The organism is Mesorhizobium sp. P3_B5, from assembly GCF_056402815.1.
In genome coordinates this window covers 18,301-33,139 of the sequence record NZ_JBFUGR010000001.1, presented here as the reverse complement: position 1 = coordinate 33,139, position 14,839 = coordinate 18,301, and the positions used below count along the sequence as shown (strand labels likewise).

General features: G+C 62.8%; 18 protein-coding genes. 6 read left to right on the top strand and 12 right to left on the bottom strand.

Annotation, left to right across the window (positions count from 1 at the left end):
• Window positions 1-8 precede the first annotated feature (8 nt).
• Genes AC1DVW_RS00185 through AC1DVW_RS00175 form a run of 3 tightly spaced genes read left to right on the top strand, consistent with a single transcriptional unit; the run spans window position 9 to window position 4,805 of the window.
• Complete coding sequence (locus AC1DVW_RS00185; RefSeq protein WP_477243579.1) at window positions 9-1,301, top strand: M16 family metallopeptidase; 1,293 nt, start codon at window positions 9-11, stop codon at window positions 1,299-1,301.
• Window positions 1,302-1,316: 15 nt separating this feature from the next.
• On the top strand, window positions 1,317-1,913 hold the full coding sequence (locus AC1DVW_RS00180) for a GNAT family N-acetyltransferase (RefSeq protein WP_477243578.1): 597 nt from the start codon (window positions 1,317-1,319) through the stop codon (window positions 1,911-1,913).
• Between the two features lie 3 nt (window positions 1,914-1,916).
• Window positions 1,917-4,805: an EAL domain-containing protein gene (locus AC1DVW_RS00175; RefSeq protein WP_477320637.1), complete on the top strand. Its 2,889-nt coding sequence runs from the start codon at window positions 1,917-1,919 to the stop codon at window positions 4,803-4,805.
• Between the two features lie 4 nt (window positions 4,806-4,809).
• Here the strand turns inward: AC1DVW_RS00175 and AC1DVW_RS00170 are convergent, their stop codons facing one another.
• Entirely contained in the window at window positions 4,810-5,418 is a 609-nt protein-coding gene (locus tag AC1DVW_RS00170) for a YqgE/AlgH family protein (protein WP_477243574.1), read from the bottom strand.
• A 149-nt stretch (window positions 5,419-5,567) separates the two neighbouring features.
• Between AC1DVW_RS00170 and AC1DVW_RS00165 the strand changes: the two genes are divergently transcribed.
• The 3 genes from AC1DVW_RS00165 to AC1DVW_RS00155 all read left to right on the top strand — a co-directional run bounded on the left by AC1DVW_RS00165 (window position 5,568) and on the right by AC1DVW_RS00155 (window position 7,423).
• Entirely contained in the window at window positions 5,568-6,374 is an 807-nt protein-coding gene (locus tag AC1DVW_RS00165; protein WP_477243573.1) for a protein-disulfide reductase DsbD domain-containing protein, read from the top strand.
• Between the two features lie 86 nt (window positions 6,375-6,460).
• Window positions 6,461-6,937, top strand: coding sequence for a redoxin family protein (locus AC1DVW_RS00160; RefSeq protein ID WP_477243571.1), 477 nt, complete (start codon window positions 6,461-6,463; stop codon window positions 6,935-6,937).
• A 9-nt stretch (window positions 6,938-6,946) separates the two neighbouring features.
• Window positions 6,947-7,423 carry a DUF2938 domain-containing protein gene (locus tag AC1DVW_RS00155; RefSeq protein WP_477320636.1) on the top strand — a complete coding sequence of 159 codons (477 nt, stop codon included), beginning with the start codon at window positions 6,947-6,949 and terminating at the stop codon, window positions 7,421-7,423.
• Between the two features lie 6 nt (window positions 7,424-7,429).
• Here AC1DVW_RS00155 and AC1DVW_RS00150 read toward each other — a convergent pair whose 3' ends face one another.
• The 11 genes from AC1DVW_RS00150 to AC1DVW_RS00100 all read right to left on the bottom strand — a co-directional run bounded on the left by AC1DVW_RS00150 (window position 7,430) and on the right by AC1DVW_RS00100 (window position 14,839).
• Window positions 7,430-7,906: a hypothetical protein gene (locus AC1DVW_RS00150; protein ID WP_477320635.1), complete on the bottom strand. Its 477-nt coding sequence runs from the start codon at window positions 7,904-7,906 to the stop codon at window positions 7,430-7,432.
• A 278-nt stretch (window positions 7,907-8,184) separates the two neighbouring features.
• Window positions 8,185-8,778, bottom strand: coding sequence for a histidine phosphatase family protein (locus AC1DVW_RS00145; RefSeq protein ID WP_477320634.1), 594 nt, complete (start codon window positions 8,776-8,778; stop codon window positions 8,185-8,187).
• Between the two features lie 39 nt (window positions 8,779-8,817).
• Window positions 8,818-9,363, bottom strand: a complete 546-nt coding sequence (gene rnhA / locus AC1DVW_RS00140) for a ribonuclease HI (RefSeq protein ID WP_477320633.1) — start codon at window positions 9,361-9,363, stop codon at window positions 8,818-8,820.
• Window positions 9,360-10,322, bottom strand: coding sequence for a homoserine kinase (locus AC1DVW_RS00135; protein ID WP_477320632.1), 963 nt, complete (start codon window positions 10,320-10,322; stop codon window positions 9,360-9,362). The genes rnhA and AC1DVW_RS00135 overlap by 4 nt, the downstream gene beginning before the upstream one ends.
• 7 nt (window positions 10,323-10,329) lie before the next feature.
• Window positions 10,330-11,340: a 4-hydroxy-3-methylbut-2-enyl diphosphate reductase gene (gene ispH, locus AC1DVW_RS00130; RefSeq protein WP_477320631.1), complete on the bottom strand. Its 1,011-nt coding sequence runs from the start codon at window positions 11,338-11,340 to the stop codon at window positions 10,330-10,332.
• Between the two features lie 67 nt (window positions 11,341-11,407).
• On the bottom strand, window positions 11,408-12,163 hold the full coding sequence (locus AC1DVW_RS00125) for an SURF1 family protein (RefSeq protein WP_477320630.1): 756 nt from the start codon (window positions 12,161-12,163) through the stop codon (window positions 11,408-11,410).
• Window positions 12,160-12,546 (bottom strand): DUF983 domain-containing protein, encoded by a 387-nt coding sequence (locus AC1DVW_RS00120; protein ID WP_477320629.1) that lies wholly within the window; start codon window positions 12,544-12,546, stop codon window positions 12,160-12,162. The genes AC1DVW_RS00125 and AC1DVW_RS00120 overlap by 4 nt, the downstream gene beginning before the upstream one ends.
• Before the next feature lie 3 nt (window positions 12,547-12,549).
• On the bottom strand, window positions 12,550-13,041 hold the full coding sequence (locus AC1DVW_RS00115; RefSeq protein ID WP_477320628.1) for a L,D-transpeptidase family protein: 492 nt from the start codon (window positions 13,039-13,041) through the stop codon (window positions 12,550-12,552).
• A 118-nt stretch (window positions 13,042-13,159) separates the two neighbouring features.
• Window positions 13,160-14,041, bottom strand: a complete 882-nt coding sequence (locus AC1DVW_RS00110; RefSeq protein ID WP_477243554.1) for a cytochrome c oxidase subunit 3 — start codon at window positions 14,039-14,041, stop codon at window positions 13,160-13,162.
• Window position 14,042: 1 nt separating this feature from the next.
• Window positions 14,043-14,675 carry a cytochrome c oxidase assembly protein gene (locus AC1DVW_RS00105; protein ID WP_477320627.1) on the bottom strand — a complete coding sequence of 211 codons (633 nt, stop codon included), beginning with the start codon at window positions 14,673-14,675 and terminating at the stop codon, window positions 14,043-14,045.
• Window positions 14,676-14,683: 8 nt separating this feature from the next.
• Window positions 14,684-14,839, bottom strand: coding sequence for a hypothetical protein (locus tag AC1DVW_RS00100; RefSeq protein ID WP_477244042.1), 156 nt, complete (start codon window positions 14,837-14,839; stop codon window positions 14,684-14,686).

Below are 14,839 nucleotides of genomic sequence, written 5' to 3'. Positions count from 1 at the left end.
CTAGCCATATGGGTGTTGAGGTAAGCCGTCTGTCGAACGGCCTGACAGTCGCCACCGAAACCCTTCCAAGTCTTGAATCCGTTGCCCTTGGTGCCTGGGTCAAGTCAGGCGCACGCAATGAGCGTGACGACGAGCACGGAATGGCCCATCTGCTCGAGCACATGGCGTTCAAGGGAACGAAGCGGCGAACCGCCTTCGAGATTGCCTCGGAAATCGAGGATGTCGGCGGCGAGATCAATGCCGCGACCAGCGTCGAGACCACCTCCTATTATGCCAGGGTGCTCTCCGACGACGTGCCGCTGGCGGTCGATATCCTCTCCGACATCCTGCAGGAATCCGAGTTCGACCCGCAGGAGCTGGAACGCGAGCAGCATGTGATCCTGCAGGAGATCGGCGCCGCGCACGACACGCCCGACGACATCGTCTTCGACCGCTTCACCGAGACCGCCTTCCGCCATCAGACGATCGGCCGCTCCATCCTCGGCACGCCGGAAACCGTCAAATCCTTCACCTCCAAGCAGTTGCACGATTTTATCGAGCGGCAATACGGCGCCGAGCGTATGGTGGTCGTCGCTGCCGGCGACATCAAGCACGACAATTTCGTGCGCGAGGTCGAGAAGCATCTCGGCGGCTTCCGCAGCAAGGCCGACAGCACAATGCCGCAATATGCGCAGTATGTCGGCGGCGATTTCCGCGAGGATCGCGACCTGATGGACGCGCAGATCGTGCTCGGCTTCGAGGGCCGCGCCTATCACGTGCGCGATTTCTACGCCTCGCAGGTGCTGTCGATGATCCTTGGCGGCGGCATGTCGTCCAGGCTTTTCCAGGAAGTCCGCGAAAAACGCGGCCTGTGCTATTCGGTCTATGCCTTCCACTGGGGCTTTTCCGATACCGGCATATTCGGCGTCCACGCCGCGACCGGACAGAGCGACATTGCCGAACTGGTGCCTGTGATCATCGACGAGTTGCAGAAAGCCGGTGAAAACATCCTGCAGGAGGAGCTCGATCGGGCGCGCGCACAATACCGCGCCGGGCTGATCATGTCGGCCGAAAGTCCGGCCAGCCGTGCCTCGCAGATCGCCCGGCAGCTGCTTTTGTTCGGCCGGCCGATTGCCAAGGAGGAACTGATGGAGCGGCTGTCGGCGCTGACCATCGAGCGACTGACTGATCTCTCGTCGCGGCTGTTTTCGACCAAGCCGACGCTTACCGCTGTCGGACCGGTGGGTACGCTTGCACCCTACGAGTCTATCCTCGACTCGCTCTCGGGCACGCAGACCACGGCCCGCAAGCTCGCCGTCTAAATCAGTCCAGGCGTTGTGTTCGCGCTCCCTTTCTTTCGCCGAGACCTGCCGGCGCTGAAAGGTGACCACGTCACGCTGCGCGTGCCGTTCACCAACGACTACCGCGAGTGGTCGGCACTGCGCGGCGAAAGCCGCGGCTTCCTCGAACCGTGGGAGCCGCGCTGGACGCCTGACGAGCTCGACCGCACGGCATGGCGGCTTCGCATCAGCCGCTACCGCGAAGACTATGCGCAGGGAACCGCGATCGCCTTCTTCATATTCGAGAAGAGCAGCGGCAAGCTGGCCGGCGGCATAACCCTCGGCAACATCCGCCACGGCGTTTCGCAAAGCGGCCATATTGGCTACTGGATCGGCGAGCGCTTTGGCGGCCGTGGCCTGATGACCGACGCGGTCAAGGTGGTGTCGCGCTTTGCCTTCGATACGCTGAGGTTGCACCGGATCGAAGCTGCCTGTATTCCCGACAACGCCCGGTCGATCCGCGTGCTTGAAAAAGCCGGATTCCGGCGCGAAGGACTTCTTCGATCCTATCTCAGGATCAACGGCATCTGGCAGGACCACTACCTCTACGCCCGGATCGCGGACGATCCGCCGGGCGCTGGAACGAAGGGCTGATTTTTGACGAATATCCTGCGAAACAGGTCGCTGTTGGCCTTCGCCCTGGCGGCAATCGTCACGCTGTGCGCGGCGGTCTCGGCCTTCGCCGTCGAACCGATCAAGATTGCCCGCGACGACGTGGCGCTCGACCTTTCGGGCGCCGTCGAAATTTACCGGAACCAGGGCGAGAATTTCCAGGTCTCGACCGCGCCCGGGCCGGACGGCATCGTGCGACGCATCGAGGTCGAGGCCAATGATGCGCGCTCGACCGGCGACTGGGCGGTGTTCGCGCTGGCCAACACCACCGACCAGCAGCTCGACCGGCTGATCGTCGCGCCGCATTTCCGGCTGGTGAATTCCGGCATCTTCTGGCCGGATCTCGGTTCGACCCGCATCGCCGCGATCACGCCCAGCGAAGGCTTCGCGCTCGACCGCCAGACCAGCCCCGACGCCGACGTGTTCCGGGTGACGCTGAACCCCGGAACGGTGATCACCTTCATCGCGGAACTCGCCTCCCCCAAGCTGCCGCAGGTCTATCTGTGGGACCCGGAAAAATACAAGGACTCGGTCAATTCCTACACGCTGTTTCGCGGCATCGTCATCGGCATCGCCGGCCTGCTGGCGCTGTTCCTGACCATCCTTTTCGTCGTCAAGGGAACCTCGATGTTCCCGGCAACCGCGGCCCTTGCCTGGGCGGTGCTGGCCTATATCTGCGTCGATTTCGGCTTTCTAAACAAGATCATAGAGATATCACCCGGAAATGAGCAGATGTGGCGGGCGGGAACGGAGGTGGCGCTGGCGGCGACCTTCGTGGTGTTCCTGTTTGCTTATCTCAACCTCAACCGATGGCACGGCCATTTCAGCTACGGTGCATTGGTCTGGATCCTCGGACTGGTGCTGATCGCCGGTGTGGCCATCGTCGACCCAGCGGTTGCCGCCGGCATCGCCCGCATTTCCTTCGCCGCCACCGCGCTGACTGGCCTTGGCCTGATCATCTTCCTCGGTATTCGTGGTTACGATCGTGCGATCATGCTGGTGCCGAGCTGGGTCATGGTGCTGCTGTGGCTGTGCGGGTCGTGGATGGCAATCACCGGCATGCTCGCCAACGATATCGCCCAGCCCGCACTTGGCGGCGGGCTGATCCTGATCATCCTTTTGATCGGCTTCACCGTCATGCAGCACGCCTTTGCCGGCGGCGCGCTGCATCAGGGCCTGTTTTCCGACCTCGAGAGGCAGGCGCTGGCCGTTGCCGGCTCGGGCGACACGGTGTGGGACTGGGACGTGCTGCGCGACCGCGTCGTCACCAAGCCCGACGTCAGCATCCAGCTCGGCCTGGCGCCCAACAGCCTTGGCGGCGCTGCCCGCAACTGGCTGCCGGTGCTGCATGCCGACGACCGTGACACGTTCCGCACAACGCTCGACGTGGTGCTCGAACACCGGCGCGGCCGGGTATCCCAGAATTTCCGCCTGCGCGGCGCCGATGGCCACTATCACTGGTTTTCGCTACGCGCCCGTCCGGTAATCGGCTCCGACGGCGAGGTGATTCGCTGCGTCGGCACGATGATCGACGTCACCGAGCAGAAGAAGTCCGAGGAAAGGCTGCTGCACGACGCCGTGCACGACAATCTGACCGGCCTGCCCAACCGCGAACTTTTGATGAACCGGCTGGAGGCGATCATCTCGATCGCCCGCACCGAAGAGAAGGTGCGGCCAACCGTCTTCGTCATCGACATCGACCGCTTCAAGCAGGTCAATGACGGGCTCGGCATCTCGGCTGGCGACACCATCCTTTTGACCATTGCGCGCCGGCTGCACCGGCTGCTCAAACCGAAGGATTCGCTGTCGCGCTTTGCCGGCGACCAGTTCGCGCTGATGCTGCTGTCCGAACAGGACCCGGCCCGCATCGCCGGCGTTGCCGACGCCATCAAGCATGCGATCAACAACCCGATCACCTTCGCCAAGCGCGAGATCGTGCTGACCGCCTCGATCGGGCTGATCACCTGGACCTCGGCGCAGACCTCGGCCGAGGACATGGTCAAGGATGCCGAGCTTGCCATGCACCAGGCCAAGCGTTTCGGCGGCGACAGGATCGAGCCGTTCCGGCCGGCCTTCCGCACCGTCGGCACAGACCGGCTGCAATTCGAGTCCGATTTGCGCCGCGCCATCGAGCGGCGCGAATTCACGCTTGCCTACCAGCCGATCGTGCGGCTAGAGGACGGCAGCACGGCCGGCTTCGAGGCGTTGCTGCGCTGGGACCATCCACGCCGCGGCATGATCCCGCCGGGCGATTTCATCCCGGTCGCAGAAAGCTGCGGCCTGATCGTGCAGCTTGGGCTGTTCGCCATGCAGCAGGCGGCGGAAGACCTCGCCGGCTGGCAAAAACAGATCGGCGACACGCCGCTGTCGGTTTCGGTCAACCTGTCCAGCCGCCAGCTGATCCGCCGCGATCTGGTCAGCGATGTGCGCTCCGTCATCGCGCGCGCCAATCTGAAGCCGCGCTGCTTCCGCCTCGAACTCACCGAATCGCTGGTGATGGACAATCCCGAGCAGACCTCGCATGTGCTGACCAAGCTGAAGCAGCTCGGCATCGGCCTGTCGCTGGACGATTTCGGCACCGGCTATTCGTCGCTGGCCTATCTGACGCGCTTCCCCTTCGACACCATCAAGATCGACAAGAGTTTTGTCGACGACGCGACGCCGAAGCGCGCCGTGCTGCTCAAGTCCATGGTCAACATGGCGCATGAACTCGGCCTGTCGGTGGTGGCCGAGGGCATTTCAGACGAAAGCGATGCGCTGGAGCTGCGCCAGATGGGCTGCGAATATGTGCAGAGCTTCATGTTCGGCGCCCCGATGCCCGCCGACCAGGTGCTGAAGACGCTGAAGGAACAGTATCCGATGACGCAGGCCTAAGGGGTCAAGCGTGCCCGGCAGCCAGGCTGAGATGCGCCAGATCGATGCCGATCGAGGCGAGGATGCGGTCGTATTTGCGCTCGATATCGGTATCGAACAAAAGCTCGGCATTTGCCGGGCAGGTCAGCCAGCCATTCTCGGCGATCTCGGTTTCCAGCTGGCCGGCGCCCCAGCCTGAGTAGCCAAGCGCCATCAGCGCGTGCCTGGGGCCACGGCCCGACGAGATGGCACGCAATATGTCGACGGTCGCCGTCAGGCAGATATCGTCGGAGACCGTCAGCGACGATTCCACCCGGTAATCGCCCGAATGCAGGACGAAGCCGCGGCTGCGGTCAACCGGGCCGCCATTGCGCACGACGAAATCGCGGGCCTGCGCGGGCAGGCGGATCGCCTCCTGCTCGTTCATGATGCCGAGTTGCACCAGGAGGTCCGGAAACAGCATCTGCTGCGTCTGGTTGATGATCAGGCCCATCGCGCCTTCGTCGCTGTGCGCGCAAATGTAGATGACGGAGCGCGTGAAGCGGTCGTCCTTCATGCCAGGCATGGCAATGAGGAACTGGTCGTCGAGAAAGCCGCGCTGGGCCGCCGTCTTCTTGTGCCGCAACAAGTCCATGGACAGGAGCGTAACGCGTTTCCAAAGCGCCGAAAAGATGCGACACGCGCGATTCGGATATGGCCGCCCTGCCGCAGGTCACGCAAATATGATACGGGCGATCCCATGACGCCATTGCGCAGACACGAACGGACGATCAAATCACCGCCATGCAACGCTTGAAAATCATGCTGCTCGCTGCGGTCATTGGATGCGGAACCGGCTTGCCCGCCGCTGCCTCGTCGTCAGCCTGGTACGACAGCGAAGGCGGCAAGGTGCGGCTGGTGACATCAGGCAAACCCGACGAAGCCGGCCGCATCCATGGCGTGCTCGACATTGCGCTGAAGCCAGGCTGGAAGACCTATTGGCGCGATCCGGGTGACGCCGGCGTGCCGCCGCAACTCGACATCTCGGCCAGCACCAACATTGCCGACGCCGCGCTGTCGTTTCCGCCGCCGCAGCGCCACGATGACGGCTACGGCAAATGGGCCGGCTACGACCATCCGGTTTCGTTGCCGGTGACGTTCACGCTGTCGGCGCCAAAAGAGGCGACCGTCATCGACGCCGATATTTTTCTCGGTATTTGCGAGACGATCTGCATTCCGGTGCAGACCAGGCTGAGCGTCGATCCTGCCTCTGACCCGGACAATGCCGAGGACGCGGCGCAGGTGGCGGCAGCGCTTGCAGCCCTGCCCACCCAGGCAAAGCCCGATTTCGGCATCGTTGTTTTGCCGGGCGACCATGAGACGCTGGTTGTCGAGGCGAGTTTTCCGGGCAATCCGGACGCTGCCGATTTCTTCGTTGCCGGCGAGCGTGACTACATGTTCGGCGCCCCGGTGCGCAGCGAAAAGGACGGCAGGCTGGTGTTTACGGTGCCGATCCTCGACCGGCCGTCGACGACGCCGACGGATGGCGGCCTTCACTACACGCTGACCAGTGCCGAGGGTGCCGTCGAAGGCCTCTTGCCTTTCCCTTGATACAGGCTTTGTCAGCGGTTGCGGGAAACGCCTGAGTTCGCTATCTCGAAGACCAAGTCCTTCCAGCTTTTCGAACGAGGAATTTCATGACGATTGCCGTTGGCGACAAACTACCCGATGCGACTTTCAAGGAAATGACCGCCGATGGCGCCAAGGTCATCACCAGCGCCGAGATTTTCTCGGGCAAGAAGGTCGTGCTGTTTGGTGTTCCCGGCGCTTTCACGCCGACCTGCAGTAACAACCATCTGCCCGGCTATCTCGAAAACCATGACGCCATCCTGGCGCGCGGCGTCGACACCATCGCTGTCGTCTCGGTCAACGACGTGCACGTGATGGGCGCCTGGGCGCGCTTCAGCGGCGGTGAAGGCAAGATCCTCTACCTCGCCGACGGCACCGGCGATTTCGCCAAGTCGATCGGCCTCGACTACATCAGCGCCGATATGGGGCTGCGTTCGAAGCGCTTCTCGATGATCGTGGATGACGGCAAGGTCACCGCGGTCAATGTCGAGACCAAGCCCGGTGTCGACGAGTCCGGTGCGGCCCACATTCTGGGACAGCTCTAGGGATCAATCATGTCCGATGTCCTTTGGCGCGCGATAGCGATCGGCATCGGCGCCACGGTGCTGATGGATATCTGGGCGATGTTCCTGCACTTGGCGTTCGCTCAGCCGCGGCCGAACTGGGGGCCGGTCGGCCGCTGGGTCTGGCATCTCAGGAGCAAGGTTTTTCACGACGACATCGGTGACGCCGCACCTTACGCGCATGAATCGGCGCTCGGCTGGGCCTTCCACTATCTCGTCGGCATCGTCTACGGCATTATCCTGGTGGCGTTGGCCGGGACGGCGTGGCTGGCCGCGCCGACCTTCCTGCCCGCCTTCATCCTCGGAATGGTCACGGTCGGCGCCGGCTGGTTCCTGCTAGCCCCTGGCATGGGCGCCGGCTGGGCCGCATCCAAGCGTCCCAATCCGATGCAGATCCGCGCCCTCAACCTGGTGTCGCACACGGTGTTTGCGCTCGGCCTCTACGGCACGGCCCTACTGATCCGCTGAGGCACTCTATTCGCTGACCGTGCGCGGCTTCATCGAGGCGACGGTATCGATGATTTCCTGACGCAGCGCGTCTTTCTCCGCCTCGAATTGCTCCCGCGTGATGCTCCGGCCGCCGGTGGCGGTGACGCCGAATTCCTCGAGTGCTGATTCGTAGCGCGCCTTCCACCGGATCACGTGCCCGGTCATTGCCTGGTTCAGCGCCGGAACCGAGCCCGGATGGGCCGGCAGGCCGCATGATTGCGTGGTCCGTGCATCCGCCGCCAACATGACGACGTTCCAGTCGTCGAAGCTGACGAGATCCATCTGGGCATAGAGGAATGCGCCATGCTCGCCGTCCCAGATCGTGCCGTCGATGACCAGGAAGGGCGTGGCACGGCAATAGCCGTGGCGTGCCGCCATCTCGCTGTTGAAGGCCTCGGTGCGCTGCTGAAGCCGGTATTTGGCCGCGGCGAAAAGAGCGATGTAGTCGTCTGCCGTTCGCATGATGTTGCGCGCATCGTCCGGCGCGAAGCCGACTTCGCGCAGGAGTGAGCCGATCTTCGGATCGTCCCAAAGCTCTTTTGAGAAAACGCGTCACGCCATCGGCATCCGGCGTCGGACGCATCATTTTCTTCAGATCGGCAAAGCTGTGCTGCTGCTTGCCGAAAGTCCTGCGCCCGAACATTGCCGCAATACCTCACACCAGGTCGATTGCGGCAGTCTATCGCGCAGGGTGTGAAATTCATTCTAATCCAAAATATAGAATTGCTTGCTTTCCTCAATCAATTGGCGCGCTGCGGAGCCGCCTTGTCGATCGGCCACCATTCATGAATGACGCGACGAGCACCCATATCATAGGCGAAGTAGTTGCCACCGCCGGCTGGCTGATCCCCCGCGCGGCTGATCTCGCGGCCGCTGAGCGACAGCAAGAGGAGTGTTCCGACGCCGCCATGGCCGACGAAGGCAATATCGCCGATGTCAGCGGCGCCGAGTACAGCCTCGACCTCGCTCACGATGCGCTGCTGGGCGTCGATGGCCCGTTCCCAGCCGCGGATGCTTTGGTGCGGGTTGGCGAAGAACTGGTCGGCGATCGCTTCGAACTCCGGCGGCGGCAGAAAGCCTGTCGCCGAGCGGTCGTTCTCATGCATGGCCTCTCTCACCTCGACAGCAAGGCCGAGATGTTTCGCGAGGATTTCCGCGGTTTCGATCGCCTTGCGCTCAGCCGACGAGACGATGCGGCGGATCGAGCCGACCCAGGGTTGGTCGAGCATGGCCAACGCCCGCGACCGGCCGATGTCGGACAGCCCCCATTCCGGCACGGGAACGCTGGCGTCAATCTGAACCTGCGGATGGGTGATATAGAATGCAATCGGCATGATAGAGATTCCTGGCAGGAACTGACCGGTGCCCGGGTCTCAATAGCTCTGGGTCGAGCGCCGTGCCCTTGGCGCCGCCGGCTGCTTCTCGGATGCCGCGGGCTTCAGCGCCGCTGCAGGCCTCGGCGCGGCAGGTTTGGCCGAGCCTTTCTTGAACGGCGCCATGCCTTCCCGCGCCAACTCGTCGGCGCGTTCGTTCTCGGGATGACCGGCATGGCCCTTGACCCAATTCCAGGTGACCTGATGGCGTCTGTTGGCCTCATCCAGCGCCTGCCAGAGTTCGCCGTTCTTGACCGGCTTCTTGTCGGCGGTTTTCCAGCCGTTCTTCTTCCAGCCGTGGATCCACTTGGAAATACCATCCATGACGTATTTGCTGTCGGTGTGCAGGTCGACGGCGCAAGGCTCCTTCAGCGCATTCAGCGCCGAGATGGCAGCGAGCAATTCCATGCGGTTGTTGGTGGTCTCGGCCTCACCGCCTGACAGCTCCTTGGTTTTGCCGTTGAAGCGCAGGATCGCGCCCCAGCCGCCCGGACCCGGATTGCCCGAACAGGCACCGTCGGTGAAGATTTCAACGCGCTTGCTCATGTCAGCCCATATTCGGAGGGAGATTGGATCGCCCGGTGGAATCGCATCCTGCGGATATATTCGGTCGGATCGCGCTTCATCACCAGCCCACCATCGGGAACGTTCAGCCAGTCATAAAGCCGGGTCAGCATGAAGCGCAGCGCCGAGCCGCGCGCCAGCATCGGCAGCGCCGCTTTCTCGTCGCCGCTCAAGGGGCGCACGCTCTGATAGCCGGCAAGCAGCGCCGTGCCCTTGGTCAGGTTGAAGGAAAAGTCCTTCTCGAAACACCAGGCGTTGAGGCAGGTGGCGACATCGTAGGCGTAGAGATCGTCGCAGGCGAAATAGAAATCGATCAGCCCCGACAGTTTCTCGCCGAGGAAGAAGACATTGTCGGGGAAAAGGTCGGCATGGATAATCCCTTCCGGCAGGCCCGTCGGCCAATTCCGCTCGAAATCGGCGAAATCGGCATCGACCTCGGCCGCCAGCCCCAGCTCGACCTCGTCGGCGCGGTCGCGCGCCGCGTTCCACAGCTTGCGCCAGCCATCGATGGCCAAGGCGTTGGGACGGATCATGGAAAAGTCCTGGCCGGCAAGATGCAGCGCGGCCAGCGCCTTGCCGACTTCGCCGCAATGCCCTGCTGTCGGCCGCCGGAGCGAAAGGCCTTCGAGGAAAGTGATGATCACCGCGGGACGGCCGGCCAGCTCGCCAATGACTGTGCCGTCATGCGCGGTCACCGGCAGCGGGCACGAAATCCCCTTCCTGGCGAGATGGCCCATCAGACCGAGGAAGAACGGCAGATCCGCCCTGTCGACGCGCTTTTCGTAGAGCGTCAGTATGTAGGCGCCGCTGGTGGTGTGCAGCAGGAAATTCGAATTCTCGGTGCCTTCGGCGATGCCCTTATAGGACAGGAGATCGCCGACCGGATAGGCCTTCAGGAACGCGCCAAGCTCGCCCTCACTGACATCGGTATAGACCGCCATGGGCTGTTCACGCGGCTCCGTTGACGAAGGCCATGTCGGCCTTCGTCAGTTCGACATCGCGCAGAACCCGCATTACCGGAAAATCCTCCGTTTCGGTCGCCGTGACCGCCAGATCGATCGTTACCTCGAAGCGCTGCCGAAAGGCATCGATGATCTCGTCGACGATGATTTCCGGCGCCGACGCGCCGGCCGACAGGCCGAGCGTCGAGATGCCGGCAATGTCATTCCATGGAATCTCGGAGGCGCGCTGTACGAGAAGCGACATCGTCGCGCCGGCACGCTCCGCCACTTCGACAAGACGGCGCGAGTTGGAGGAGTTGGGCGCGCCGACGATCAGGAAGAGATCGGCACCGGCAGCGGTCTCCTTGACCGCTTCCTGGCGGTTGGTGGTAGCATAGCAGATCGATTCCGCGGCAGCCGCATGCAACTGCGGAAACCGGTCCTGCAAGGCGCGGATGATGCCGGCGGTGTCCTCGACCGACAGCGTCGTCTGGGTGACGAAGCCCAGCGCTTGCGGGTCGACCGGCACAAAGGTTGCAGCGTCGGCCTCGGTCTCGATCAGGGTGACGGCGCCCTCCGGCAACTGGCCCATGGTGCCGATCACCTCGGGGTGCCCGGCATGACCGATCAACAGCACATGGCGGCCGAGCCGCTGGTGGCGCATCGCCTGCTTGTGGACCTTCGACACCAGCGGGCAGGTGGCGTCGAGATAGAAGAGGTTGCGCGCCTGGGCGTCCGCCGGCACCGATTTCGGCACGCCATGCGCCGAAAACACCACCGGGCACTGGCGATGCTGAGCCGGGATCTCGGACAGCTCCTCGATGAACACCGCGCCGAGGCTTTGCAACCCCTCGACGACATAGCGGTTGTGCACGATCTCGTGGCGGACATAGACCGGGGCGCCGTATTTCTTTAGTGCCAGCACGACGATCTGGATGGCGCGGTCGACGCCGGCGCAAAAGCCGCGCGGCTGGCAGAGCCTGATCGTCAGCGGTGGCTTGGTCTTGGTGTGAAGCATGAATCCGGGGCCGTTGTTCAGAGCCGAAATGAGGTGTGCACCCCTGCCCTGTCAAGGGCGGCGACGATCATTCCTCCTTTGCGGGGCGGCGCAACCTGATGATGAGAACCGCCGCCAGAGCAGCCGCCAGGCCATACCAGGTGAAGGCATATTGCAGGTGGCTGTTCGGCAAATCGATGATGGTGACGCCGCCGACCGGCAGCCCGCCGGGGTTCGGCGCGGCGTTGGCGTCGACGAAGAACGGCACCAGCGCAGCACCGGCCGGCAGGACGGCGCTCGAGGCCATGGCGTCGCGGTCCTTCCAGTAGAAGATGTTCTTTTGCACATCATTGTCGGGAAGCATCATCGACGGCTTGGCCAACAGCGGATTGCGGGCGAGCCCGGTCACCGTCACCTTGCCCGCCACCTGGCCCTGCGCGCGCTTGGCCGCGTCCTTCAGGTCGTAGGGAACGAAGCCGCGGTTGACCAGCACGAAGCGGCCACCGTCGAGCTGCAGCGGTGTAATGACGTCGAAACCGGACGCGCCTTCCCAGGTCGAGAAGAAGTGGCGCTCGCCCTGATGCAGGAACGTGCCGGTCACCGTCACCGGGGTGTAGTCGACATCGCCGGTGGCTGTGAACTGCCTCTCGACCTCCGCCAGCGGCAGCGGCGCGGAATGCGTGCGCTGGTCGATGGTCTGCAGAAGCGCTTCCTTCCAATGCAGGCGCTGGATCTGCCAGGTGCCGAGCGCAAGCAGGATACAGAACAGCACCAGGCCAAGGCCGATCAGCAATGCCGTCTTTGGCCGCGAACGGCCAGCGACCAAACCGGAAGCCTGGCTCATTGCCCGCTGTCCAGCCGGCCCTCGGCCGCCTTGTTGGCGTATTGCAGCGTCAAAAGCACGCCCTTGATCAGCCGCAGCGCCGTCAGGCACAGAACCAGCGCCAGCGGTATCCAAAGCAAGAAATGCAGCCAGAGCGGCGGGCTCAGCGTGACTTCCATCCAAAGCGCCAGCCCAACGACGATGAAACCGATGATCAGGATGACGAACACCGCCGGTCCATCGCCGGCATCGGCATAGGAATAGTCGAGGCCGCAATTGCTGCAGCGCTTGCCGACGGTGAGGAATCCGGAAAACAGCTTTCCCTCGCCGCAGCGCGGACAGCGGCCGTGCAGGCCGGCCGAAATCGGATCGATCGGTGGCCAGATAGCCTTGTCTTCGCTCATGCTTTACGGCTCGATTTCGATCGGCGTTCCATCCGGCACCCTAGTCCAGATTTCATCCATGTCCGAGTCGGTAACCCCAATGCAGCCGTCCGTCCAGTCGACCAATTGAAGCAGCCAGCCCCACCAGCCGAAGCCGTTGGGCTGGCCATGGATCATGATCATGCCGCCGGGGTCGATGCCGGCGGCTTTCGCGGTCTCGATTTGTGCGGCGTTGGGATAGGAGATGTGGATCGACTTGTAGGCGACGCTACCGGGATTGCGCCAGTCGAGGATGTAGCGCCCCTCGGGCGTGCGCTCGTCGCCTTCCCGGTGTTTTTGCCCGATAGGGTCGCCTCCCAGTGCAATGCTGTAGCTGCGGAGGACCTTGCCACCTCCGATCAGATGGAGCCGCCGTTCCGACTTGTCGACACGCACGAGGTCGATGCGTTCGATGGCAAAGGCCGGGAAGGCGGCGAACAGAAATGTGCAGATCGTCCAGAAAATCGTCAGCCGCATTGGCTACCGATCGGCGATCATTGCGCCGGAAAGAAGATGGCGCCGAAAAGAAGAAAGGCGGCTGCGTTGTCGCAACCGCCTTTCTGATTTCTCGGGTCGATTCTCCCGGCGAAGTCGGTCAATGGCCTTCGATCAGAGCGCCGGACGATCCCCAGACATAGATCGCGCTGAACAGGAACAACCAGACCACGTCGACGAAGTGCCAATACCAGGCGGCGGCCTCGAAGCCGAAATGCTGCTTGGGGGTGAAATCGCCCTTCATCGCGCGTACCAGGCAGACCAGCAGGAAGATGGTGCCGATGATGACGTGGAAGCCATGGAACCCGGTCGCCATGAAGAAAGTGGCGCCATAGATGGAGTCCTTGAAGCCGAACGGAGCGTGTATGTACTCGTAGGCCTGCACCATGGTGAACAGCATGCCGAGGCCAACGGTCAGCACCAGGCCGTTGATCAGCCCCTTGCGGTCGCCATGCAGGAGCGAGTGGTGGGCCCAGGTGACCGTGGTGCCCGACAGAAGCAGGATGATGGTGTTGTAGAGCGGCAAATGGAAGGGATCGAGGACTTCGAGGCCCTTCGGCGGCCAGACGCCACCAGTAAACGCCGTGCGCGCATAATTCTGGACCTCGCCCGGAAACAGGCTGGCGTCGAAATAGGCCCAGAACCAGGCGACGAAGAACATCACTTCAGAGGCGATGAACATGATCATGCCGTAGCGCAGATGCAGCGACACGACGCGCGTGTGATGCCCCTCATGCGCTTCCTTGATGGTGTCGGACCACCAGGCGAACATGGTGTAAAGGACGATGACCAGGCCGATGAAGAACAACCACGGATTGGCAATGTTGTGGCCGAAAAGCGGAAAATCGCCACCCTTGAGATACTGCATCCAGGCGACGCCGCCTATGGCCATGACCAGTGCACCGATGGCCCCCAGGAAGGGCCACGGGCTCGGGTTGACGAGATGGTAGTCATGTTGTGGTTTTGCGTGCGCGTCTGCCATATCAACCCCCGAGATTTGCTTCGGTATCTGGAACTTTGTTGCTGCTGCCTTCGATCGGCGCTGACGACGCAACCGGCTTGCTCTTTTCGACCGGGAACATCGTGTAGGATAGAGTGATCGTCTTCAAGTCCTTCAGTTCCGGCACGTTGACGATGTCGGGATCGACATAGAACATGACCGGCATGTCCAGCGTCTCGCCGGGCTTCAGCGTCGTGTCGGTGAAGCAGAAACACTCGACTTTGTTGAAGTACGGGCCAGCCAGTTCGGGCTGCACGTTGAAGGTGGCGCGGCCGGTGACGGAGCGGTCGAACTTGTTGGTCGCGCTATAGTGTGCCTGAACCGTCTCGCCGATCTTGATGACGATGGAGCGGGCCACGGGCTCGAACTGCCATGGAACGCCGGCTGTGTTGGCGTCGAAGCGGATGGTGACGTCGCGGTCGAGCACACGATCGGCATATTGCTGCGTGGCGCGCCTGGTGGTGCCGCCATAGCCGGTCGCCTTGCAGAACATCGCATAGAGCGGCACCGCGGCATAAGCCATGCCAATCATGCCGCCGAAAAAGGCGATGCAGACGCCGGCGACGATGCGGTTAGTGTTCTTCTTCCTGGGATCGGTGACTGTCTGGCGGTTCATCGTCAGCCTCACATCGATCCGGAATGACCGAACTTCACGATGGTCGCGACATAGAAAATGACGACAAGCACGGCCAGCGCCAGGCCGATGGCGGCCGAACGGTTGCGCCGGGCTTTCTGCTGGCGATCCGTCAACGTAACTAGGTCAAGCTTCTTGTCGACCAT